The following is a 23,527-nucleotide window of genomic DNA, read 5'->3' as shown; positions in this document are numbered from 1 at the left end:
ACCCAGGATTCTTGATCACAAGGCGGGCATCATGAATTTCCGAGTCTTCGTCGTTGCGCTTGCGTTCGTCCTCGCGGGGTGCCAGTCCGCCGCGGTGGCTTCCGGTCAGGATCAGGGGAGCGGCAAGGATGGCCTGACCACCAAAACGGCCGTCAAAGTGCCGAGCATTCCCGCGGAGCGCGCCTGGATCGAACAGCGCTATCCCGGCGCGACGTTGCGGGGACAGGCGCTGCGCATGTCGCCGGGCCCGATGGATGTCATCAGCATCACGTTGCCGAGCGGCGAGAATCTCGATATCTATTTCGATATCTCCCCGTTCTTCGGGAAGTCGTTCTGACGGCACAGCCTGACAGAAGAATCACGTGCTGGGGTACAGAAGGAGAGAGCTGTTGGATATTTCCAGTGCGCAGGCTGCTGCGACGGGCGAACTCGTTGACTTGATCGCAAGCAAAGTCGGGTCGAAGGGCAGGGCAGTTCACCCGGAGACTGCAATCGCGAGTGCTGCACGACTCGCGGGCAGCATGCTATTTCGCTCTTTCGGCTTCATGACTGAAGGTGTCGAGCCGGGAACCGTGATGCTGTCGAATGAGGCCAACGAAAAGTGGCCGCTTCTCACGGAGATTGTGTGCGAATTTCTCTCCAGCGCTGGAGTTTCGTTCGCGAAGTCCTCGTCGACAGCGGCCAGGGGCGCGGAACCCACGCTCACAACACTGCAGTCGCTCTCCCTGCTTCAAGATGATGCGATGCGGATTTCCAAGCGACATGGTCTGAGCTCCGAGGAATTTGTGCGCTGCACGGCGTTGGCTACCGCGTTCATCGTGAAGGAGTGCGTGGGTAGCATCGGGGCGGAGGTTGGATTCAATGTAGCGATGATCGGGTTCATCGAAGGCAGCAAGACTGTTCCCCCTGCGCTTGGGGCGACCCATGCGGCGGTCAGGAAGGCTTGGTACAAGCCGTGGTGAATGGAGGGGTGTCGTGTTCTGCTCGTGGTGGCATGAAGGCATATGACTGGACGGTAAGCTGATGACAATCCCCGCCATCCTCGCGAGTCTGGCGCGCAGGCTCTCCACGGAAATGCCAGACGTGCCTTACCAGCTCCGCGCCGCGGACGGGGGCACGGAACTCGTCATTCGCTCCCCATCCGAAGCGGTGGGCGAGCTCGTCATCGAGGATCAGGATGACGAGGCCATGGTGCATATCGGTACGTTCGCCCACAGCCATTGGGGCGCGGACGACCATGAGTGCTCCGTCGATGCGCGTCCGGAAGTCATCGCCCGGAAGGTCTTCGATTTCATCACGGCCTTGCTGGCAGACGAGATCCAGTTCTATGGGACAGGCGCCGCAGGGGGCTACGGGCCTGCGGGCAAGCCGCGCGGCTGGTGGTCCAGGCGCCTGTTCGGTGCCACTACCTACCGCTGGTCCGGGCCAGTGGAAGATCAATCCAGGGTGTCCGCATCCTGATGACCTGCCTGGAAACCTGGGTATCTCCTTCGCTTCCGCGGAGGAACTCCCCGCGTACTTGGCAAAACCCGTATGCGATCCCGATATCGGAGCGCGTCACTGCTTCGCGTCGGCTGCACGCTTCTCGAACGCCAACAGCCATGATCCGAGCTGTACCTGCTCTTCTTCGGAAAGCGCTTCCCACCGATCATCCAGAATGGACTTGACCAGGTAGTACTCCTCTTCGCTCCGGATAACCCCGCGCTTGAGCACGCCCCGATACTTCCGCGAATACCTGCGCCGAAGCTCGGAGACGCTCACGAAGCCGCGAGCCCGGAGAAGTGCATCCAGCGATGCCAACTGTTCCGGCGTGCAGTGGTCGAAGTGTTGCAGGCTGTCCTGCACGCCGAGACGGAGTCCGGAAAGGGCCTTGGACATGCCTATGTCCGCTACCACCCGTTCCGCCACGGCATGAAAGGGAAATGCTCGGCGGCATGCGGACGACGTGGGTGAGATGGAGATCAAGAAACGCGACCAGTTCCTGGTACTCGCGTAAGCTGGCCTCGGATACCTGTCGTGGCATGGGGCGATCCTCTTCCTCGAGCCTACGGCAACACGAACGGAAAAATCTGCCGTGCCTGCATGCTCACCGGCTTTCCCGCCTTCAGCGCGGGCGTGAACCGCCAGCTTTGCACCGCGGCTATTGCCGCCGCCGATAGCTGGGGCGAGGTCGAGCGTTCGATGCGGAAGTTCGAAGTCAGGCCGCTCTCATCGATGATGAAGATGATCGCGACTTCGCCCGTCACGGGCGTTTGCCCATCCGCGTCATATGGCATGACCGGCGCGTTGCCGGACACCAGGCGCGCGATCCGGTCACAATCTTCGCCGCAGGCATCGCCTTGATCCATCTTGTCGATGAGCGCGTTGTAGGCATCCTTATCGACGCCCGTACCACTCTGCGTATCAATGACGCCCGGCGCGGGCTTCTCGGTAACGGCGACGGCTTGTGCGGTGACAGGGCCGGACATCGCGGCCATCAAGACGCTAGCGACGACTAGCAATACGTGCTTCATGCAGGAAACCCTCCCCGTGGGCTTGTGCCGGGAAGTCTACAGCTACACCCACCCCGTCACCCCATAAATCCCGATCACCGCAAACACCGCCAGCGTCTTGATCAACGTGATCGCAAAGATGTCCCGGTAAGACTGCCGGTGGCTCAACCCCGTCACCGCCAGCAGCGTGATCACCGCGCCGTTGTGCGGCAACGTATCCATGCCGCCGGAGGCCATCGACGCCACCCGGTGCAGCACCTCCATCGGAATCCCCGCCGCCTGCGCATTGGCGATGAAGCTCTGCCCCATCGCGGCCAGCGCGATCCCCAGCCCGCCGGAAGCCGAACCGGTGATGCCCGCCAGCGCCGTCACCGACACCGCCTGGTTCACCAGCGGATCCGGAATCCGCTCCAGCGCCCTGGCGACCACCAGAAACCCCGGCAACGCGGCCACCACCGCACCAAACCCGTACTCGGAAGCGGTATTCATCGCCGCGAGCAGCGCGCCGCCCACCGCCTGCCTGCTGCCTTCGGCGAAGCGCGCGAATACCACGCGCCACGCGCAGGCCAATACGCAGGCGATGCCGGCCAACAAAGCGCCCAACACGGCCCAGATCGCCGCCACCTTCGCCACCTCCTGCACCACTGGCGCCGGCGTGCCGATGGCCGAGGGCGCGAAGCTCGCGCTCTCCCCATACCAGCCGGGAATCCACCGCGTCAGCGCGAAGTTCACCACGCCCACCACCAGCAGCGGTGCGATCGCCAGCATCGGGTGCGGCAGCCTGCCGTCCTCGAAGCGCGCCGGTTCGTTGCGCAGCTCCGCATCGCCCGCATAGCCCTCGTTCGCGCGCAGCGCCACGCGCCGCCGCCATTCCAGGTAGGCCATGCCCAGCCCCAGGATCAGCACGCTGCCCAGCGTGCCCAGCACCGGCGCGGCCCAGGCAGTGGTGCCGAAGAACGAGGTCGGGATGATGTTCTGGATCTGCGGCGTGCCCGGCAGCGCATCCATCGTGAAGGTGAAGGCGCCCAGCGCGATGGTGCCGGGAATCAGCCGCTTGGGAATCGCGTTCTGGCGGAACAGCTCGGCCGCGAACGGGTACACCGCGAACACCACCACGAACAGCGAGACGCCGCCGTAGGTCAGCAGCGCGCACACCAGCACGATCGACAGGATCGCCCGCTGCGGCCCCACCAGCCGGATGGTCGCCGCCACGATGGCCTTGGAAAACCCGGAAATCTCGATCAGCTTGCCGAACACCGCGCCCAGCAGGAACACCGGGAAGTAGAGCTTCAAAAAGCCCACCATCTTGTCCATGAACAAGCCGGTGAACATCGGCGCCACCAGCGCCGGGTCGGTGAGCAGCACCGCGCCCAGCGCGGCCACCGGCGCGAACAGGATCACGCTGTATCCGCGGTAGGCGACGAACATCAGGAAGCACAGGGCCGCCAGCACGATCAGAAAGGACATCCATGACTCCCGGGCACGGCCGAGGTTGCGATGGCCGCGAGTATCCGGAGCCGCCCGCGGCCGCGGCACCTGTACAAACGTACGATGCCTCGCCGGCGCGGCAGGCCCTAGCCTTCACGGTCATGGGCGGCAGCAGCCGCCTGGCCGAGTCATACCTGGGAGGAGGGAGACCATGCATCGCAATCGTTTGAGCCGGGCCATCGGGGGCGCCTTGCTGGCGGCCATCGCCATGCCGGCGCTGGCGCAGGACGCCGGCACTGGCACGCCAGCCACCGGCAGCACGTCGGACCGTGGCCCGACCACGCTGGAATCGATCACCGTCAGCGCCCGCAAGCGCGAGGAAACGCTGCAGGAAGTGCCGGTCGCGGTAACCGCGTTCACCCCGGAAGCCATCGACAAGCTCGATATCCAGGACATCGGCGACCTCGACGAGCAGGTGCCGAACCTGACCATCTACGCCGCGCGCGGTTCCACCAGCACGGTCACCGCCTACATCCGCGGCATCGGCCAGTCCGACCCGCTGTGGGGCGTGGACCCCGGCGTGGGCATCTACCTGGACGATGTCTACATCGCCCGCCCGCAGGGTGCGCTGCTGGACGTGTTCGACGTCGGCCGCATCGAAGTGCTGCGCGGTCCGCAGGGCACGCTGTACGGCAAGAACACCATTGGCGGCGCGATCAAGTACATCTCGCGCGGCCTCACCCAGGACCCGGAAGGCTTCGCCGAGGTGCGCGTGGGCAACTATGGCCAGCTCGATGCCAAGGCCGGCCTGGGCGGCGCCATCGGCGGCCACGACAGCGGCCTGCGCGCCCGCGTGGCGGTGGCCAGCCTCAACCATGACGGCTACGGCGAAAACACCCTCAACGGCCAGCCGGTGAGCGACAAGCAGATCAACGCCGCGCGCCTGCAGCTGGGCGCCTATGCGGGCGACGACCTGGACATCCAGTTCGCGCTGGACTGGATGGACGACCAGTCCGGCGTGCGCGGCGCGCAGATGCTGGCGGCCAACCCGCTGGCGCCGGCCTATCCGCCGTTGTCCTCGCGCTACGACATCCGCAGCGGCATGGGCAACGTCAACGACACCACGATGAAGGGCGCCTCGGCCACGGTGAACTGGCGCGCCACCGACAACTGGGTGTTCAAGTACGTCATCGCCAAGCGCGAGTCCGACACCGACACCAACATCGACTTCGACACCACGCCGCTGAAGCTGGTGGACGTGCATGCGCTGTACAACGACAACCAGGTCAGCAACGAGCTGCAGGTCAATTTCGACGGCGGCGGCCGCGCGCGTGGCGTGATGGGCCTGTACTGGTTCGACGGCGATGCCGGCGGCCGCGTGCTGAACTACTTCTCCAACCCGCTGCTGCCGGCCTCGCTGACCAACCCGCTGCTCGGCGACACCCAGGGCTACGTCAACACGCAGAGCCTGGCCGTCTACGCCGACTGGACGTTCGACCTCACCCAGCGCCTGAAGCTGGACCTGGGCGCGCGCTACACGGACGAGGACAAGCACGCGGTCGCGTTGAACCGCTTCTTCACCGATACCACCTACACCACCTCATGGGGCACGGCGGCCAACTTCGACAAGACGGTGAACTTCAAGAACGTCTCGCCGAAGGCCTCGCTGGATTACCAGATCACCCCGGACATCATGGCGTACGTGTCGGCCAGCCGCGGCTTCAAGTCCGGCGGCTTCAACATCCGCGCCAATACCACCGCCGTGCCGCGCTCGGGCGAGCCGTTCGACGACGAGACCGTCGACAGCTACGAGATCGGTACCAAGATGGGCTTCTGGGACCAGCGCGCCTTCCTCAACCTGGCCTACTTCTACAACAACTACAAGGACATCCAGCTCTCGGTATTCACCGAGTACACGCTGCCCAATGGCACGCAGACCTTCTTCGGCGACTTCACCAACGCCGGCAAGGGCCACGTGCAGGGCATGGAAGCCGAGTTCCAGCTCCTGCCGACCGAGCACTGGATGATCAGCGGCAACCTGGCCTGGCTGGATGCGAAGTACGACGAGTTCATCGACCGCGGCGTCAACATCGCCGACACCCAGCGCTTCACCAACGCCCCGGACTTCTCCGGCGCGCTCAACGTGGAATACCGCACCGCGCTGGCCAACGGCGGCAACCTCTCCGCGCGCGTGTCGTACTCCTACCAGAGCGAGGTGTGGCCGACCACGGACCTGAGCCCGCTGATCATGCAGCCCGGTTACGGCCTGCTCAACGCGGGCGTGATCTGGCGGGCGAACGATGCCTGGACGTTCTCGCTGGAGGGCAGCAACCTCACCGACGAGGAATACCGCACCACCGGCTACAACATCGCCGCCTATGGCGTGCTGACCGGCTTCTACGGGCCGCCGCGCCTGTACTCGCTGACCGCGCGCTACCGCTTCTGAGCACGCGCTCCCGGGGACGCGGCGGGGACGGGCCTGTGCCCGTTCCCGTTGCGTTATTCTCGGCGGGCGCGAACGGGGAGGGGAGCGTGGCCAGCAGTCGTTCCAGCCAGCCGCAGGGTTCACGGGGCATCGGCGGATGTTGAGCCTGTGGACGGTGGCTGCCGCCGGTTTCGCGTGGCTGGCGTTGATGTTCGGCACCGCGCTGTTCGGCGAGCGCCGGCCTACCGTGTTCGCCCGCCACTGGCGGCATGTGTATGCGCTGTCGCTGGCGGTGCATTGCACCTCGTGGACCTTCTACGGCACCGTCACCCAGGCGGTGCGCTACGGCTGGCCGCTGCCGCCGACGTTCGTCGGCGCGATCCTGTTCTACGCGCTCGCCGTCGGCTTCATGATGAAGCTGGTGCGGCTGGCGCGCGAAAGCAACGCCACCTCGCTGGCCGACCTCATCGCCAGCCGCCTCGGCAAGGACGCCTGGCTCGCCGCCGTGGTCACGCTGGTGGCGGCGCTCGGGCTCATTCCGTACATCGCGCTGCAGCTCAAGGCGGTGGCGATGAGCTTCGCCACGCTCACGCTGCATATTCCCGGCCACGCGCAGGGCCTGCCGTTCTGGCGTGATGGCGCGCTCTATGTCGCGCTGGCGATGGCGCTGTTTGCGATGCTGTTCGGCACCCGCCGCGCCAGTGCCACCGAGCACAACCGCGGGCTGGTGCTGGCGATGGCGTTCGAGTCGCTATTCAAGCTCGCGGCGATGCTCGCCCTGGGCACCTTCGTCTGGCTCGGGCTGGACCTGCCGCAGACGCCTGCGCCCGTGACGCCACCTGCCGGCGCCGCCGGCGGCTTCGTGCCGCTGTTGCTGCTGGGCGCGCTGGCGATGTTCATCCTGCCGCACCAGTTCCATGTCGGCGTGGTGGAATGCCGTGACGAGCGCGACGTGCGTACCGCGCGCTGGCAGTTCCCGCTTTACCTGCTGTTGATCGCGCTGCCGGCGCTGCCGCTGGCCAAGGCCGGCGCCGCGCTGCTGGGCGACGGCGTGCCCTCGGACATGTACGCGCTGGCGCTGCCGTTTGCCTATGGGCACAAGGGCATCGCGCTGTTCGCCTTCCTCGGTGGCCTGAGCGCGGCCACCGGCATGGTGGTGGTGAGCACGCTCACGTTGAGTTTGATGATCGGCAACCACTGGTTCGCGCCGGGTCTGTTGCGTGGCGCGTGGTCGCGCACCGGCCGGGCCGGCGATGCGGACCGCCGAGGCGACCTGCTGCTGCTGCGCCGCACCGGCATCGTGGCGATCATGCTGCTCGCCTGGGCCTACAGCCGCATGATCAGCGGCAACGACGCACTGGCCGACGTGGGCGCGGTGTCGTTCTCCGCGCTGGCCACGCTGGCGCCGGTGCTCGGCTTCGCCTTGTGGCGGCCGCAGACGCCGGCACGCGCGGCCATCGCCGGCGTGGTGGCTGGCTTCGCCGCGTGGGCGTGGGTGCTGCTGGCGCCAAGCCTGGTGGCCGCGCTCGGCAGCGATCCCACTTGGTTGGAGCATGGGCCGTTCGGCCTGAGCTGGCTGGCGCCCAATCGCCTGTTCGGGCTTACCGGCTGGAGCGCACTGGGGCGCGCGGTCGGCGTGAGCCTGTTCGTCGGCACGGCGGTCACCTGGGTGGCGATGCACCTGCGCGGCGACGCGCCGCGTCGCGCGCCGGGCCGCCTGGACGTGGCCACGCTGCGCAGCGCCGGCCAGCGCTTCCTGCGCCGCGAGCGCGTGGCCGAATTGCTGGCCGACGCGCCGCGCCACGGCCCGGTGCCGGCGAACGTGGAAGCGTCGATGGAGCGCGAACTCTCCGCCGTGCTGGGTTCGGCGTCCACGCGCCTGCTGCTGGATGCGGCGCGCCGCGAGAGCGGGGAGCTGGAGGCGGTGGCGGCCATCGTCGATGAAGCCTCGCAGGACCTGCGCTTCAACCAACAGGTGCTGCAGGCCGCGTTGCAGAACATGAGCCAGGGCATCAGCGTGATCGACCGCGAGCAGCGGCTGGTGGCCTGGAACCGTCGTTACGCGCAGATGTTCGGCTTCCCGGACGAGCTGCTGCAGGTCGGCGCGCCGATCGTCGAGCTGACCCGCTGGGCGCTGCAGCGCATGCCCGAGCGCGGCGCCGAACGCGCGGTGGACCGCCGCCTGGCGCTGATGCGCGCCGGCACCGCGCACCTGTCCGAGCGCGTGTTCCCGGATGGCAGCATCGTGGAGATCCGCGGCAACCCGATGCCCGGCGGCGGCTTCGTGGCGACCTTCACCGACGTCACCGCCTTTCGCATGACCGAGGCCGAGCTGCTGCGCAGCAACGAGACGCTGGAGCAGCGCGTGGGCGAGCGCACCGCGCTGCTGGAGGCCGCCAAGCGCGAGGCCGAGCGGGCGAACGATGCCAAGAGCCGCTTTCTCACTGCCATCGGCCACGACCTCATGCAGCCGCTGCACGCCGCGCAGCTGTTCACCGATACGCTTTCCCAACAGTTGGCGCGCGCGGAACAGCGCGAGGTCGCCGCGCAGGTGCGCGGTGCGCTGGACTCCACCACCGACCTGCTCACCGGCCTGCTCGACATCGCGCGCCTGGAAGCCGGCGGCCTGGTGCCGCAGCCGCGCGCGTTGCCCCTGGCCGATGTGCTGGACCCGCTGGCCTCCGAATTCGGCGTGCTTGCCCGCTCGCGTGGTCTGCGCTTCGACCACGTCGCCAGCCGCGCCTGGGTGCATGCCGATCCGCAGCTGCTGCGCCGGGTGATCCAGAACTTCCTCGCCAACGCGGTGCGCTACACCGCGCACGGCGGCATCCTGCTGGGCGTGCGCCATGCGCAGGGGCAGGTATGCATCGAGGTCCACGACACCGGGCCGGGCATCGCGCCGGCCGAACAGCGCGCCATCTTCGAGGAGTTCCGTCGCGGCGAAGGCGCGGCGGGGCAGGGGCTCGGGCTGGGCCTGGCGATCGCCGACCGCATCGCGCGGCTGCTCGGCGCCACCATCGCGCTGCGCAGCGCGCCGGGTCGCGGCACGGTGTTCTCGCTGTCCCTGCCGCTGTTGCACCGCGCGGTGGCCGTACCGTCACCGCGGCCGGCCAATGCGCTGGCGGGGCTGCGCGTGCTCGCCGTGGACAACGAAGCGCAGCCGCTGCAGGCGCTGGCCGGCGTGTTGCGCGGCTGGGGCTGCGAGGTGCGCACCGCGCATGACCGCACGCAGGCCGCCGCGTTGCTCGCCAATGGTTACGACGCCGCGATCTGGCTGCTCGACTACCACCTCGCCGACGACGACACCGGCGTGGCGTTGCACGCCGATCTGGCCGCGCGCTTCGGCGCCGCGCCCACGTTGATCCTCAGTGCCGACGACGGCCTGGCCACGCGCCGCGCCGTGCTCGAACACGGCCTGACGCTGCTGCAGAAACCGGTGCGCCCGCTGGCGCTGAAATCCATCATCGACCGCCTGCTGGCCGCGCGCGCCGCCCCCGCGGCGCCATGAGGCTTACATCTCGATGCGCTGGGACGGGTCGCGCAGTTCCAGTTCGCGCAGCACCACCGAGGCTTGCGTGCGGTTGCGCACGCCCAGACGTTCGAAGATCGCCGACAGGTGCGCCTTCACCGTGCGCTCCTGCACGTCCAGCCGGTCGGCGATCTGCTTGTTGAGCAGGCCCTGCGCGACCAGGATCAGCACGCGGAACTGCTGCGGCGACAGGCTCGCCAGCCGCGAGGCCAGTGCGCTGTCGTGCGCGGAGGATTGCGCGTGCTGCACCGCCGCGCGCAACGAGGCCGGCAGCCACTGCTCGCAGGCCATCACGCTGTTGATCGCCTGGTGCAGTTCGTCCAGGCCGGCGCTCTTGGGCAGGTAGCCGGCGGCGCCATGGTCGAGCGCGCGGCGTACCACCTGCGGGTCGTCGTTGGCCGACACCACGATCACCGCCACCGCCGGATGCTGCGCGCGGATCGCCGCCAACCCCGCCAGGCCATGGCTGCCGGGCATGTGCAGGTCGAGCAGGATCAGGTCGGTGTCCGGCGCGGCGTCGAGCGCGGCCAGCGCCTGTTCCAGCGTGGCCGCTTCGCGCACGTGCAGGTCGCCCACCGCATCGGCGGCGGCCTGCCGCAGGGCGCTGCGGAACAGCGGATGGTCGTCGGCGATCAGCAGATGGGGCATGGCGGCAAGCCTACCGTTATTGGGCCGTCCAGCCACCATCCATCGCGAACGCGGCACCGGTGACGTTGTGCGCCTCCGGGCGGCACAGCCACAGCGCCAGCGAGGCGATGTCCGAGGGCAGCGACATGCGCAGGCTCGGCTGCTTCTCCGCCAGCAGGGCGCGCACGCCGTCCTCGCGGCTGCCGCCGCCACGACGCGCCTCGATCTGTGGCTCGATCAGCGGCGTCTCCACCCAGCCCGGGCAGATGCAGTTCACCGTGATGCCGCCGCCTTCGCGCGCGCCGGCCGCGGCGTACTCCAGCGCCACGGCCTTGCTCAGGCCGACCAGCCCGTGCTTGCTGGCCACGTAGGGCGCCTTGTCGCGCGAGCCCACCAGCCCATGCACCGAGGCGATGTTGATCACCCGCCCGAAGCCGCGCGCGCCCATGCCGGGGAGCGCGTGGCGCATGGTGTGGAAGGCCGCGCCGAGGTTGATCGCCAGCACCGCGTCCCACTTTTCGGCGGGCATGCGTTCCAGTGGCACCGCATGCTGGATGCCGGCGTTGTTGACCACGATGTCGAGCGGGCCGTCGTCTTCAAGCGCGGCCATCATGCGTTCGATCTGCGCGGCGTCGGCGAGGTCGGCATCGAAGTGGCGTGCCGCCCCGCCCGGGCCGCTGGCCAGCGCGAGCGCCTGTTCGACCTGCGCGGGCAGGCCGAAGCCGTTGATCGCCACGCGCGCGCCCGCCGCCGCGAGTGCCTGGGCGATGGCCAGGCCGATACCGGAGGTGGCGCCAGTCACCAGCGCGTGGCGGCCATGCAGGAAGGCGTCGCTCATGGGAATCCAAGGGTGGGGGATCGGCTGAAATTAGCAGCCCCTTCCCGCCGCGCGACTGGTACGAAGGTACGATGGAAAGGCCCCGGCACTCTGCTAGCGTGCCGCCATGACCTCTTCCCTGATGACGCTCGCCGGCAGCCTTCTGTTCGGCATGACGCTCGCCGGTGGCGCCGCCGCCGCCGAATCCGCCGCGCCGTTCCGTGCCGAACGCCAGACCGTGCACCGCGAACAGGACGACCTGCTCACCGCGGGCCTCGGCCTTGCGGGCCTACGGCTGCCGACGCCGCCCGCGTTCGCCGATGCGGTGCATCCCACCGCGGCCGAAGCGCGCCGGCGCGCGATCTGGAGCAACTGGCGTGGCATCGCTGATCTCGCACCGGGCGGTGGCTACGGCGACGTCTACGGCGGCACGCTGGGCGCGGTGCCGGGACGCGAGTTTTCCGCCTATGCGCAGCTGCCCGGGCGGCACGCGCCGCATCGCGTGATGGTGCAGCTGCCGGACGACTTCGACGCCGGCAAGCGTTGCCTCGTCGTCACCGCCGCCTCCGGCTCGCGTGGCGTCTACGGCGCCATCGCCGTGGCCGGCGCGTGGGGCCTGCCGCGCGGGTGCGCGGTGGCCTATACCGACAAGGGCGCGGGCAGCGATTACGTGGATCTTTCCGGCGCGCCGGCGGTCGGGCCGGCGGGCGTGGCCGAAGCGGGTTCCATACCCGCTTTCGCGCCGCCCAAGGGCGATGCCCAGGGCGTCGCGTTCAAGCACGCGCATTCGCTGGACAACCCGGAAGCCGACTGGGGCCGCCATGTACGCCAGGCCGCCGAGTACGGGCTGGATGTGCTCAACCGCGCATTGCCCGCGCAAGCGCCTTTCACGTTCGACAACACCCGCGTGATCGCGGTCGGCATCTCCAATGGTGGCGGCGCGGTGCTGCGCGCGGCCGAGGAATCGAAAGGCAAGCCTTGGCTCAAGGCCGTGGTGGCCGGCGAGCCGAGCGTGCTTGCGCCCGGCAAGGAGGGGCGTGCGCTGTACGACTACGCCACCGAGGCCGCGCTGCTGATGCCGTGCGCCCTGCTGGCGATGGATGACCTGCCGCAGCCGCCGTTGGCCGCGCAGCGACAGGCGCTGGGTGCGGCGCGCTGTGCCTCGCTCGCCGCCGCCGGCTTGCTCGACGGTGCGGACCTGCCCGCGCAAGCCGCCGATGCGAAACGACGCCTGCTCGCCAATGGCTGGACCGAGGCCTCACTGCGCAGCGGCGCGTTGTCGGTGGGTTTCGACCTGTGGCGCGCGGTGGCCGTGGCCTACGCCTCGGCCTACGGCCGCTATCCGGCCGGCGCGCACCCGTGCGGCTTCGGTTATGCGGGCATGGGCCTGGACGGCGTGGCGCACGCGCCCACCGCCGCCGAACGCGCCGCATGGTGGAGCGACGGCAGTGGCATTCCGCCGGGCGCGGGCGTGGGCATCGTCGATGCGAAGGCGCAGGCGGGGAGCGATCCCACATTCGCCGGCCTGCAGTGCCTGCGCGCGCTGTGGACGGACCACGATGCCGATGCGCAGCGCGTGCAGGCTGGCGTGGCGCAGACGAAGGCCGGCCCGCCGCGGAAGAAGTTGCCGGTGATCGTCGTGCATGGCCTGGACGACGGGCTGATCCCGCCGGCCTTCAGCAGCGTGCCGTACGTCGCCGCCGCGCAGGCCGCCAAGCGCGACGTGCGCTACTGGCGCGTGCCGCACGTGCAGCACTTCGATGGCTTCCTCGGCCTGCCGGACTATGCCGCCCGCTATCTGCCCCTGCTGCCCTACGTGTATGCCGCGCTGGACCAGGCCTGGGCGCAGGTGGAATCCGGCGCGCCGCTGCCGCCCGATGCCACGGTGGATGCCAAGCCGCGCGGCGCGGGCAACGCGCTGAGCGCCGAACATCTCGCCGTGCCGCACTGACGAAGGGGAGCCCCCAGGATCGGGGGGCGCATGCAGAGCGTGAAAGATCGCTCATCCGCGGTGTTTCGACCGGATGCTAGAGTCCCCGGACATCCGCCGACGGGCGCGATGAAACGCGCGCCATGCGGCGCCCGCTATCCGCTCACGGACGAGGTGCACCATGACGCGCAAGCCGCTGCCAACCGTGGATGACTATCTCGCCACGCTCGATCATCCCCTCAAGGCCGTGGTGGTCGAGTTGCGCACCCTGCTGCTGGCGGTGGATCCGGCCATTGGCGAGGAAGTGAAATGGAACGCTCCCAGCTTTTTCACCGGTGAGCATTTCGCGACGATGCAGCTGCGCAACCCGAAGCTGGTTCAGCTGATCCTGCATCTCGGTGCCAGGAAGCAGGTGCTTCCGAAGTCGGCCATCCCCGACCCTGCAGGCTTGCTGAAATGGCTCGGCGAAGACCGGGCAGTCGTCGGCTTCGAGGGTCTGGCCGATCTGCGGGCGAAGGCGCCCGCGTTGCAGGAGATCGTCCGGCATTGGATCGCCCATGTGGGAGTGGCACCAGGCTAGGCGGCCCGCAGCGGGACGTTCCCCTGCGGCTGTGCTGCCAGCGGATGTCGAGGCCGGGTGAAAGGTTCCTCATCCGGGCTCTTACGCTTCGATGCTAGAGTCCGCGAACTTCTCACTGGACCGTTCGATGGACGCCGCGCCGCCCTTGGATCAGGCCGCACCGGCCGCGAAGCTGCGCCTGTACGAGGCCATATTGCAGGCGACGCCGGACCTGACCTATGTCTTCGATCGCCAGCATCGCTTCATCTATGCCAACCATGCACTGCTGAGCATGTGGGGCATGACCTGGGAGCAGGCCGCCAACAAGACCTGCCTGGAGATCGGCTACGAGCCCTGGCATGCGGCCATGCACGACGAGGAGATCGATCGGGTCATCGCCACCCGCCAGCCGGTGCGCGGCGAGGTGCCGTTCCCGCATGTCACCGAGGGCGTGCGCATCTATGACTACATCTTCTCGCCGGTGTTCGGTCCTGGCGGCGAGGTCGAGGCCATCGCCGGCAGCACCCGCGACATCACCCTGCGCAAGCAGCACGAGCAGCACATGCAGCTGCTCATCAACGAACTCAACCACCGGGTGAAGAACACGCTGGCGACGGTGCAGTCGATGGCGCTGCAGACGCTGCGTGGCAGCACCGGCATGGCCGACGCGCAGGACAAGATGGAATCGCGCCTGGTGGCGCTGTCCGACGCGCACGACATCCTCACCCGCGAGAGCTGGCAGGGCGCCGAACTGGGCGATGTCGCCCGCGCCGCCGCCGCGCCGCACCAGGGCAGCGAAGGCGAACGCTTCGATATCCACGGCCCGGCATTCCTGCTCGACCCGCGGCGCGCGGTGGCGCTCTCGATGGCGCTGCACGAGCTATGCACCAACGCGGTGAAATATGGCGCGCTCTCCGTGCCGGAGGGGCGCGTGGGCATTCATTGGGCATGGTCGGGTGAAGCGCCGGACGAAGTGCTGGAACTGACGTGGCGCGAGCATGGCGGCCCGGCGGTGAGCGAACCGACGCGGCGCGGCTTCGGCTCGCGGCTGATCGAACGCGGGCTCAAGTACGACCTCGGCGGCGACTCGGTGCTGGCGTTCGAGCCGGCCGGCGTCACCTGCCGCGTCTCGATGCCCGCCCACAGGGCGGCACGGGCGGCGGCATGAGCGTGCGGGTGCTGATCGTCGAGGACGAGTCCATGATCGCCATGCTCACCGAGGACCTGCTCGCGGACATGGGCTACGACGTGGCCCCGCCGGTGGCGACGGTGCCAGCGGCGCTCGACGTGCTGGCAAGCGGGCAGATCGGCATGGCCGTGCTGGACGTGAACCTGGCCGGCACGATGTCCTTCCCGGTGGCGGACGCCCTGCAACGCAGCGGCATCCCCTTCATGTTCGTCACCGGCTACGGCCGTGCCGGCGTGCCCGAGCAGTACCACGCGGTGCCGGTGTTGAAGAAGCCGTTCCGGCGCAGGGATTTGCAGGCGGCGCTGTCAGGGCTGCAGGCAGGCCCTGACGCGTCGTAGGCGCGGCTTCAGCCGCGACGCGCGAAAGTTTCGCGCGGCACGATTCACCACCCCATCGGCATCGGCTCGCTCGCCCGGTACGGGCCCGGCCCGTAATAACCGCGACCGTAGTAGCCCGGCCCGAACATCGGGCCTTCGCCTTGGCCGACGCTGATGTTCAAGCCGAACGTATTCGTCTTGCCTTCGTCGGTGGTGTAGTTCTTGGTGAGGTTGACCGTGGCCGCCTGCCAGTTGCTGTTGCCGCCGCGGCTCGAATAACCCACGCCGGCCGCCACCGCGCCGTGCACCTGCAGCTTGTCGTCCACCACGTCGGCGATGCGGCCATCCGGCGCGCGCGGCACCGGGCCGGACTTGTCGCCGTAGAACGTGCCCGGCGGGTCGTTCGCGTAGCTCGGATCGGCGCGGTACTGGATCGGCTCCTGCGGGACGCTCAGGTCCAGCGACTTCGCGGCGCCCGCACCTTCGCTCTGCGCCAGGGCGGCGCCGGAGGCGAGGAACAGGGCGGTCAGGATCAGGCTGCGCTTCATGGTGGACACCCGCGGGTACGGCCGTATGCGACCTGCCTAGGATACTGGCAGTGGCCGCTTGAATGCCTGCTGTCGCGCCCGGGAACTTTCTTGCCAGGATTGGCACACGCCGTTGCGCGGGCTCACCCCTGCTCGCGCACGATGTGTAGCAGCCGCTCGCCGTAGCGCGCCAGCTTGCTGCCGCCGATACCGCCCACCCTTGCCAGCGCGTCCATGTCCTCGGGGCGCTGTTCGGCGATGTTGCGCAGCGTGCTGTCGTGGAAGATCACGAACGCCGGCACGTTCTGCTCGCGCGCCAGCTCGGCGCGCAGGCCGCGCAGGGCGTTGAACAGCGCCAGGTCCTGCGGCGGCACCGACAGCCCGGTGCGCTGCGCGCTGCGCGGCTCGCGTTCGCGCGTGGGCGCCTGCTCACGGCGCATCATCACCGTGCGCCCGCCCTTGAGCACCTGCCGGCTCGCGTCGGTCAGGCGCAGGCCGCCGTGGCCCTCGGTGTCCACTTCCAGCAGGTGCGCGGCCACCAGCTGGCGGAACACGCTGCGCCAGGTGCGCGAATCCAGGTCGCGGCCGATGCCGTAGGTGCTCAGCGCCTCGTGGCCGAACTGGTGGATCTTCTCGCCGTCGCTGCCGCGCAGGATGTCGATCAGGTGGCCCACGCCGAAGCGCTGGCCACTGCGGTACACGCAGCTCAGCGCCTTCTGCGCCGGGACGGTGGCATCCCAGGCCGCGGCCGGGGTGAGGCAGTTGTCGCAGTTGCCGCACGGCTGCGGGTAGGTCTCGCCGAAGCCCGCCAGCAGCACCTGCCGGCGGCATTGCATGGATTCGCAGTAGCCGAGCAGGTGGTCGAGCTTGGCGCGTTCCAGCCGCTTGCGCTCCTCGGCAGCCTCGCCCTGCTCGATCATCTGCTTGAGCAGCACCACGTCGCCCAGGCCATAACACAGCCAGGCCTCGGAGGCCTCGCCGTCGCGGCCGGCGCGGCCGGTTTCCTGGTAGTAGCCCTCCATCGACTTGGGCAGGTCCACGTGCGCGACGAAGCGCACGTCCGGCTTGTCGATGCCCATGCCGAAGGCGATGGTGGCGCACATCACGATGCCGTCCTCGCGCAGGAAGCGGCGCTGGTTGGCCGCGCGCACCTCGGCCGGCAGGCCGGCGTGGTAGGGCAGGGCGTTGTAGCCCTGCGCGCACAGGTATTCGGCGGTCTCCTCGACCTTGCGCCGCGACATCGCGTAGACGATGCCGGCCGCGTCGCGGTGGCGGCCGATGAAATCCAGCAGCTGGCGCTTGGCGTTGTCCTTCTGCACCACGGTGTAGCGGATGTTCGGGCGGTCGAAGGAGCTGACGAAATGCCGCGCTTGGACCAGGTCCAGCCGCTCGGCGATCTCGCGCTGGGTCGGCGGGTCGGCGGTGGCGGTGAGCGCGATGCGCGGCACTTCCGGCCAGCGCTCGTGCAGCACGGTGAGCTGGCGGTATTCGGGGCGGAAATCGTGGCCCCACTGCGAGACGCAGTGCGCCTCGTCGATGGCGAACAGCGCGATCGCGCTGCGGTCGAGCAGCGAGAGGAAGCGCCCGGTCAGCAGGCGCTCGGGCGCCACGTAGAGCAGGTCCAGCTCCCCGGCCAGCAGGGCGCGCTCGACGCGCTGCGCGTTCTCCGCGTCCAGCGTGGAATTGAGGAACTCGGCGCGCACGCCGGCCTGGCGCAGGGCCTCGACCTGGTCCTGCATCAGCGCGATCAGCGGCGATACCACCACTGCGGTGCCCTCGCGCAGCAGCGCCGGCACCTGGTAGCACAGCGACTTGCCGCCGCCGGTGGGCATGAGCACCAGGGCGTCGTGGCCGGCGGCGACGTGTTCGACGATGGCCTGCTGGGGGCCGCGGAAATCATCGAAACCGAAGACGCGACGCAGGACGGCATGGGCGGGGGAAGGCATCGGCCTAGGATACCGTGGCGGTCAAGCCGGGCCGACGCGTTGGCGTATCGGGCTTTGCCGCCGCCGCTGGCTAGAATCGGGCCCATGCATCCGTTGGAAACCCTGCTGGCCGAGGCCGAAGGCTTTGCCGGGCCGGCGCCCGATGCCGCGCTCTGGCAACGGCTGGACTGGCTCGACCGGCTGGAGCGCTGGCTGCCGGAAGACGAGGCCTCGCCGATCGCCGGCCCATTGCGCGCGCGGCGGGACGAGGTCGAGGCGGTCAACCAGCGGCTGTATGTCGCCCTGCGGCGCGACCCGGCGCGCCTGCGCGCGCTGCTGGCCAGCCATCCCGGCCACGGCGCGCCGGACGCCGCCGAGGGCTTCGATGCCCGCGACGAACTGCTGGCCGGGGTGCTCGACCTGCCCGTGCCGGGTGCGCCTCGGGTGCCCTTGGCCGCGGGCATGGTGGCCTACCAACCGACGCCGGTACGGCATGTCCTCGATCTGCTGGCGCGTACCGGGCTGGGGGCGGACGACGAGCTGGTCGACCTGGGCGCAGGGCTGGGCCAGGTGCCGCTGCTGGTGGCGCTGTGCTCGCCGGCGCGAGCTCGCGGCATCGAGATCGAGCCGGCGTATGTCGCCGTGGCGCGGGAGGCCGCGCAGGCGCTGGGGCTGGCGAGGGCGCGGTTCGCCTGCGCGGACCTGCGCCAGGCCGATCTGTCGCAAGGCAGCGTGTTCTATCTCTATACGCCGCTGCGCGGGGCATTGCTGGAAGCACTGCTGGCGCGCCTGCGGGCGGAAGCGGAACGGCGGCCGCTGCGGATCGCCGGTTTCGGCCCCTGCGTGGAGGTGCTGGCGGCGCAGAGCTGGCTGCGGCCGGTGGGCCCGGTGCAACCGCACCGCGTTGCGATCTTCGAGGGGGCGGCCGGGGCTGAAGCCCCTTCCGCGGAGTGAGCGCCCCCAAAAACAAACGCCCGGCCGAAGCCGGGCGCCTGTCATCTCATCACTGCATCGCTTACTGCAGCAGCGAACGCAGCATCCACGCGTACTTCTCGTGGGTCTGCAGGCGCTGGGTCAGCAGGTCCACGCTCGGGTCGTCGCCGGCGTCGTCGGCCGAGGCCAGCACCTTGCGCGCGGTGCGGCACACCGCCTCGTTGCCGGTGACCAGCTGGCGCACCATCTCGCGCCAGTCGGCGCTGTCGGTCAGGCCCGGCTCCTCGGGGATGGAGGTCAGGTTGACGAATTCGCGGTACGAGCCCGGCGCGTTGTAGCCCAGGGCGCGGATGCGCTCGGCCACGTCGTCCAGCGCCGTCCACTGCTCGGTGTACTGGGTCTCGAACATGGTGTGCAGCGAATTGAACATCGGGCCCGTCACGTTCCAGTGGAAGTTGTGGGTCTTCAGGTACAGCGTGTACGCGTCGGCGAGGTAGCCGGACAGGCCCTCGGCGATCTTCTTGCGATCGCTGTCCTTGATCCCGATATCCACGTGCGGGGCCGAGGGCGCGGGCGCCGCCAGCTTGGTTTTGCCGGACTTCTGGGGGGTGTTCTTGCTCTTTGCCATCTGGGAATCCTCCTTGCTCATGGATATGGCGTCACAATAGACAGGCTAAAGCATCCGTGGTTATTAAATTTTTCACATCACCCGATCGATGAGTGCTATCGACAAGCCCTTGGGCGACCATCTGCGCGCGCGACGCCGCGCGGTAGACGACGCGATGTCCCGCGACCGCGGCCGCCTGTTCGGCCTATGGTCGCGGTGGCAGGCCAAGCCCGGCAACCCCGAGATGGAGCAGGCGTTCGAGCAGGCGCTGCGCGCCTCCACGGGCGAGCGTGCCCGCCGCGCGCAGAGCCAGCCGGCCATCACCCTCGACGAACAGCTGCCGATCGCCCGCGAGGCCGAGCGCATCGTCGCGCTGATCCGTGACCACCAGGTGGTGGTGATCGCCGGCGAGACCGGCTCGGGCAAGACCACCCAGCTGCCCAAGCTGTGCCTGGCCGCCGGCCGCGGCACCGCCGGCATGATCGGCTGCACCCAGCCGCGCCGCATCGCCGCGCGCGCGGTGGCCAGCCGCGTGGCCGAGGAACTGCGCACGCCGCTGGGCGGGGCGGTGGGCTACCAGGTGCGCTTCACCGACCGCGTCGGCGAGGACACCCGCATCAAGTTCATGACCGACGGCATCCTGCTGGCGGAGATCGCCAGCGACCGCTGGTTGTCCGCCTACGACACGATCATCGTCGACGAGGCGCACGAACGCAGCCTCAACATCGATTTCCTGCTCGGCTACCTCAAGCAGCTGCTGCACAAGCGCCCGGACCTGAAGCTGATCGTCACCTCGGCGACCATCGACACCGAGCGCTTCTCCAGGCATTTCGACGACGCCCCGGTGATCAGCGTGGAAGGCCGCACCTACCCGGTGCAGGTGCGCTATCGCCCGCTGGAAGGCGAGGGCGGCGGCGAAGGGGACGACGACGCCGGCAGCGACGGCGAGCGCTCGGTCAACGACGCCATCGTGGCGGCGATCGACGAGATCACCCGCACCGACCCGCGCGGCGACGTGCTGGTGTTCCTGCCCGGCGAGCGCGAGATCCGCGACGCCCACCACTCGCTGGAACGGCGCAAGTACCGCGAAACCGAAGTGCTGCCGCTGTATGCGCGGCTCTCGGCCAACGACCAGGACCGGGTGTTCAACCCGGGCCCGAAGCGCCGCCTCGTGCTGGCCACCAACGTGGCCGAAACCTCGCTCACCGTGCCGCGCATCCGCTACGTGGTGGACCCGGGCTTCGCGCGGGTCAAGCGCTACAGCCCGCGGCAGAAGCTGGACCGCCTGCATATCGAACCGGTCTCGCAGGCCAGCGCCAACCAGCGCATGGGCCGCTGCGGCCGCGTGGCCGAAGGCATATGCGTGCGCCTCTACAGCGAGGCGGACTTCGCCGCGCGCCCGGAATTCACCGATCCGGAAATCCGCCGCTCCAGCCTCTCCGGCGTGATCCTGCGGATGCTGCAGCTGGGGCTGGGCCGCATCGAGGACTTCCCGTTCCTCGAAGCGCCGGACGAGCGCGCCGTGGCCGATGGCTGGCAGCAGCTGGTCGAACTCGGCGCCATCGATGCCGAACGCCGCCTCACCGCGGTCGGCAAGCAGATGGCGCGCCTGCCGGTGGACGTGAAGCTGGCGCGCATGCTGGTGGCCGCGCAGGCCGCCGGCTGCCTGCGGCCGATGCTGGTCATCGCCTCGTTCCTGGGCATCCAGGACCCGCGCGAACGCCCGCCCGAAGCGCGCGCCGCCGCCGACAACGCGCACGCGCAGTTCGCCGACGGGCGCTCGGAGTTCGTCGGCGTGCTGCGGCTGTGGGAGGCCTACCGGCAGGCCCACGAAGACCTCACCCAATCGAAACTGCGCGACTGGTGCGACCGCCACTTCCTCGGCTTCCTGCGCATGCGCGAATGGCGCGAGCTGCACCGCCAGCTGCGCCTGCTGTGCGAGGAACTCGGTTGGAAGGAAGAGACCGTGGAGGCCTCGCTGGCGCCGTTGCTCGCCGGCAGCAGCGCGCCGGCCCCGGCCGCGCGCGACGATGCCGCCGCCGCCAAGGCCACGCGCGGGCAACTGCATCGCGCCGCGCGGCTGGCCCGCGAAGGCAAGGCCAACACCGCCGCGCCAGCGCCTGCCGCGCCCGCGCCGCGCGGCAAGCCGGCCGGCCCGGAAAGCGGTGGCTTCAGCGAACGCGCGCGCAGTGCCGCCTACCAGACCCTGCACCGCGCGCTGATCGTCGGCCTGCCCACGCAGCTGGGCCATCGCAGCGAGAAGGGCGATTTCCAGGCGCCGCGCCAGCGCCGCTTCCTGCTGTTCCCCGGCTCGGCGCTGTCCAAGCGGCCGCCACCGTGGGTGCTGGCCGCCACGCTGCTGGATACGCAGAAGGTGTGGGGCCTGACCAACGCCGCCATCGAGCCGGATTGGGCCATCGCCGAACTGCCGCACCTGCTGCTGCGCAAGCATTTCGACCCGCATTGGTCGCGCGCGCAAGGGCATGTGCTGGCCTCCGAGCAGATCAGCCTGTTCGGCCTGGTGCTGGCGCCGAAGAAGCCGGTGCACTACGGGCGCATCGATCCGGTCGAATCGCACGACATCTTCGTGCGCCAGGCCCTGGTGACCGGCGAGATCAACACCCGTGCCAGTTTCGTGGCCGACAACCTGCGCGTGCTCGAACAGGCCCGCGAGGAAGAGGCCAAGCTGCGTCGCGCCGGCCTGGTGGCCGATGAAGGCTGGCAGGCGCGCTGGTACCTGGACCGGGTGCCGTCGGACATCCACTCGGCCACCGGCCTGGATGCCTGGTGGAAGGCGCTGGCGCCGGAGAAGCGCCGCCAGCTGCACTGGACGCTGGTCGACCTGCTGCCCGGCGAGGGCAGCGAGGAAGACCGCTATCCGAAGTATTTCCCGCTCGGCGATGCGCGCCTGGCGCTGCATTACCGCTTCGAGCCGGGCGCGGCCGACGACGGCGTGACGCTGGAAGTGCCGCTGCACCTGCTCAACGCGCTCGATCCTTCGCGGCTGTCGTGGCTGGCGCCGGGCTTCGTCGCCGACAAGGCCGCCGCGCTGATCCGCAGCCTGCCCAAGGCGCAGCGGCGCAACTTCGTGCCCGCGCCGGACTTCGCCCGCGCGTTCTTCGAGGCATTCACCACGCCCTCGGCCGATGACCTGCGCGGCGAACTGGCGCGCTTCCTGGCCAAGGCCACCGGCGTGGCGGTCTCGGCGCTGGATTTCGACGAGCCTTCGTTGGAGCCGCACCTGCGCATGAACCTGCGGCTGCGCGATGAAAGCGGCAAGGTGCTGGCCGAATCGCGCGACCTCGACGCGCTGCGCGTGCGTTTCGGCGACCGTGCCGGCGATGCCTTCGCCGCACGCGCCGGCCGTGCACTGGCCGCCGAAGGGCTGCGCGAATTCCCCGCCGCGCCGATCCCGCGGCAGGTGCCGGGCGAAGCCGGCGTGCCGGCTTACCCGGCGCTGGTGGACCAGGGCGACAGCGCCGCGCTGCGCATCTTCGCCGACCGTGCCGAAGCCGACGCCGCGCATCCGCTCGGCGTGCGCCGGCTGATGGAGATCGGCCTGGCCGACAAGGTGAAGCAGGCCCGCAAGCAGCTGCCGGTCTCGCCCAAGACCGGGCTGCTGTACGCGGCGATCGAATCGCAGGAACGCCTGCGCGGCGACCTGGTGGATGCGGCGATGAACGCATTGCTCGACCATGGGTTGGAAAACATCCGCGACGCCGGCGCGTTCGCGCAGCGGCGCGAGGAAGTCGGCAAGCAGCTGTTCGGCGAAGCAATGCAGCGTTTGAAGCTGGCCGAGGAGATCCTGTCCGGCGTGGCGGCGATCAAGCCGGCGCTGGAAGCGCCGCTGATGGGCTGGGCGCGCGGCAACCTGGACGACCTGCAGGCGCAGCTCGCCGCGCTGGTGCATCCGGGTTTCCTGCGGCAGACGCCGGCCGAGGCGCTGGCGCAGTTCCCGCGCTACCTCAAGGCGATGCTGCTGCGCGCCGAGCGCGCCAAGCGCGATCCCTCGCGCGACCAGGCGCGCATGCTGGAACTCAAACCGTTCCTGGATGCCCTGGACGAAGCGGCGGCGCTGGGCCGGCGCGAGCGCGCGGAGTGGCAGGCCTTGCGCTGGGATCTGGAAGAGCTGCGGGTGTCGTTGTTCGCGCAGGAGCTCGGCGCGCGCGGCGGCATTTCGGCCAAGAAGCTGGCGCAGCGGGTGGCCGCGCTGCGGGGGTGA

The 23,527-nt window shown here is 69.4% G+C and carries 19 protein-coding genes; 11 read left to right on the top strand and 8 right to left on the bottom strand.

Annotated elements, in window-relative coordinates; translation table 11 throughout:
• The first annotated feature begins 31 nt into the window (after window positions 1–31).
• The 3 genes from ARC20_RS07000 to ARC20_RS06990 all read left to right on the top strand — a co-directional run bounded on the left by ARC20_RS07000 (window position 32) and on the right by ARC20_RS06990 (window position 1,461).
• Window positions 32–337, top strand: coding sequence for a hypothetical protein (locus tag ARC20_RS07000; protein ID WP_057646060.1), 306 nt, complete (start codon window positions 32–34; stop codon window positions 335–337).
• Window positions 338–389: 52 nt separating this feature from the next.
• Window positions 390–962 carry a hypothetical protein gene (locus ARC20_RS06995; RefSeq protein WP_146165845.1) on the top strand — a complete coding sequence of 191 codons (573 nt, stop codon included), beginning with the start codon at window positions 390–392 and terminating at the stop codon, window positions 960–962.
• Window positions 963–1,023: 61 nt separating this feature from the next.
• Window positions 1,024–1,461, top strand: coding sequence for a hypothetical protein (locus tag ARC20_RS06990; protein WP_057646058.1), 438 nt, complete (start codon window positions 1,024–1,026; stop codon window positions 1,459–1,461).
• A gap of 96 nt (window positions 1,462–1,557) precedes the next feature.
• Here ARC20_RS06990 and ARC20_RS06985 read toward each other — a convergent pair whose 3' ends face one another.
• The 3 genes from ARC20_RS06985 to ARC20_RS06975 all read right to left on the bottom strand — a co-directional run bounded on the left by ARC20_RS06985 (window position 1,558) and on the right by ARC20_RS06975 (window position 3,959).
• Entirely contained in the window at window positions 1,558–1,878 is a 321-nt protein-coding gene (locus ARC20_RS06985; RefSeq protein ID WP_057646057.1) for a hypothetical protein, read from the bottom strand.
• Between the two features lie 167 nt (window positions 1,879–2,045).
• Window positions 2,046–2,513, bottom strand: a complete 468-nt coding sequence (locus ARC20_RS06980) for an energy transducer TonB (RefSeq protein WP_081418076.1) — start codon at window positions 2,511–2,513, stop codon at window positions 2,046–2,048.
• A 42-nt stretch (window positions 2,514–2,555) separates the two neighbouring features.
• Entirely contained in the window at window positions 2,556–3,959 is a 1,404-nt protein-coding gene (locus tag ARC20_RS06975) for a GntP family permease (RefSeq protein ID WP_057646055.1), read from the bottom strand.
• Between the two features lie 172 nt (window positions 3,960–4,131).
• Between ARC20_RS06975 and ARC20_RS06970 the strand changes: the two genes are divergently transcribed.
• Window positions 4,132–6,366 carry a TonB-dependent receptor gene (locus ARC20_RS06970; RefSeq protein WP_057646054.1) on the top strand — a complete coding sequence of 745 codons (2,235 nt, stop codon included), beginning with the start codon at window positions 4,132–4,134 and terminating at the stop codon, window positions 6,364–6,366.
• A 136-nt stretch (window positions 6,367–6,502) separates the two neighbouring features.
• Window positions 6,503–9,853, top strand: coding sequence for a hybrid sensor histidine kinase/response regulator (locus ARC20_RS06965; RefSeq protein ID WP_057646053.1), 3,351 nt, complete (start codon window positions 6,503–6,505; stop codon window positions 9,851–9,853).
• A 3-nt stretch (window positions 9,854–9,856) separates the two neighbouring features.
• On the opposite strand, the gene ARC20_RS06960 is transcribed toward ARC20_RS06965, so the two are convergent.
• On the bottom strand, window positions 9,857–10,522 hold the full coding sequence (locus ARC20_RS06960; RefSeq protein WP_057646052.1) for a response regulator transcription factor: 666 nt from the start codon (window positions 10,520–10,522) through the stop codon (window positions 9,857–9,859).
• A gap of 16 nt (window positions 10,523–10,538) precedes the next feature.
• On the bottom strand, window positions 10,539–11,339 hold the full coding sequence (locus ARC20_RS06955) for a 3-hydroxybutyrate dehydrogenase (RefSeq protein WP_057646051.1): 801 nt from the start codon (window positions 11,337–11,339) through the stop codon (window positions 10,539–10,541).
• A 106-nt stretch (window positions 11,340–11,445) separates the two neighbouring features.
• On the opposite strand from ARC20_RS06955, the gene ARC20_RS06950 reads away from it, so the two are divergent.
• The 4 genes from ARC20_RS06950 (at window position 11,446) to ARC20_RS06935 (ending at window position 15,334) form a co-directional block, all read left to right on the top strand.
• A complete protein-coding gene (locus ARC20_RS06950) occupies window positions 11,446–13,269 on the top strand; it encodes a D-(-)-3-hydroxybutyrate oligomer hydrolase (protein WP_237642524.1) in 1,824 nt (607 codons plus the stop codon).
• Window positions 13,270–13,429: 160 nt separating this feature from the next.
• Window positions 13,430–13,828 carry a DUF1801 domain-containing protein gene (locus tag ARC20_RS06945; protein ID WP_057646050.1) on the top strand — a complete coding sequence of 133 codons (399 nt, stop codon included), beginning with the start codon at window positions 13,430–13,432 and terminating at the stop codon, window positions 13,826–13,828.
• A 127-nt stretch (window positions 13,829–13,955) separates the two neighbouring features.
• Window positions 13,956–14,975, top strand: coding sequence for a sensor histidine kinase (locus ARC20_RS06940; protein ID WP_057646049.1), 1,020 nt, complete (start codon window positions 13,956–13,958; stop codon window positions 14,973–14,975).
• Complete coding sequence (locus tag ARC20_RS06935) at window positions 14,972–15,334, top strand: response regulator (RefSeq protein WP_057646048.1); 363 nt, start codon at window positions 14,972–14,974, stop codon at window positions 15,332–15,334. Before ARC20_RS06940 ends, ARC20_RS06935 begins: the two co-directional genes overlap by 4 nt.
• 44 nt (window positions 15,335–15,378) lie before the next feature.
• On the opposite strand, the gene ARC20_RS06930 is transcribed toward ARC20_RS06935, so the two are convergent.
• Together ARC20_RS06930 and recQ are read right to left on the bottom strand one after the other, a co-directional pair.
• A complete protein-coding gene (locus tag ARC20_RS06930) occupies window positions 15,379–15,861 on the bottom strand; it encodes a hypothetical protein (protein ID WP_057646047.1) in 483 nt (160 codons plus the stop codon).
• A 122-nt stretch (window positions 15,862–15,983) separates the two neighbouring features.
• Window positions 15,984–17,786 carry a DNA helicase RecQ gene (gene recQ / locus ARC20_RS06925; RefSeq protein WP_057646046.1) on the bottom strand — a complete coding sequence of 601 codons (1,803 nt, stop codon included), beginning with the start codon at window positions 17,784–17,786 and terminating at the stop codon, window positions 15,984–15,986.
• An 84-nt stretch (window positions 17,787–17,870) separates the two neighbouring features.
• Between recQ and ARC20_RS06920 the strand changes: the two genes are divergently transcribed.
• Complete coding sequence (locus ARC20_RS06920) at window positions 17,871–18,719, top strand: class I SAM-dependent methyltransferase (protein WP_057646045.1); 849 nt, start codon at window positions 17,871–17,873, stop codon at window positions 18,717–18,719.
• A 61-nt stretch (window positions 18,720–18,780) separates the two neighbouring features.
• Here the strand turns inward: ARC20_RS06920 and ARC20_RS06915 are convergent, their stop codons facing one another.
• A complete protein-coding gene (locus ARC20_RS06915) occupies window positions 18,781–19,326 on the bottom strand; it encodes a Dps family protein (RefSeq protein WP_057646086.1) in 546 nt (181 codons plus the stop codon).
• An 88-nt stretch (window positions 19,327–19,414) separates the two neighbouring features.
• Here ARC20_RS06915 and hrpA point away from each other — a divergent pair, with 88 nt between their 5' ends.
• A complete protein-coding gene (gene hrpA / locus ARC20_RS06910; RefSeq protein ID WP_057646044.1) occupies window positions 19,415–23,527 on the top strand; it encodes an ATP-dependent RNA helicase HrpA in 4,113 nt (1,370 codons plus the stop codon).

The organism is Stenotrophomonas panacihumi, assembly GCF_001431645.1.
Lineage (GTDB): Bacteria > Pseudomonadota > Gammaproteobacteria > Xanthomonadales > Xanthomonadaceae > Stenotrophomonas_A > Stenotrophomonas_A panacihumi.
This window is presented reverse-complemented; position numbering and strand designations above follow the sequence as displayed.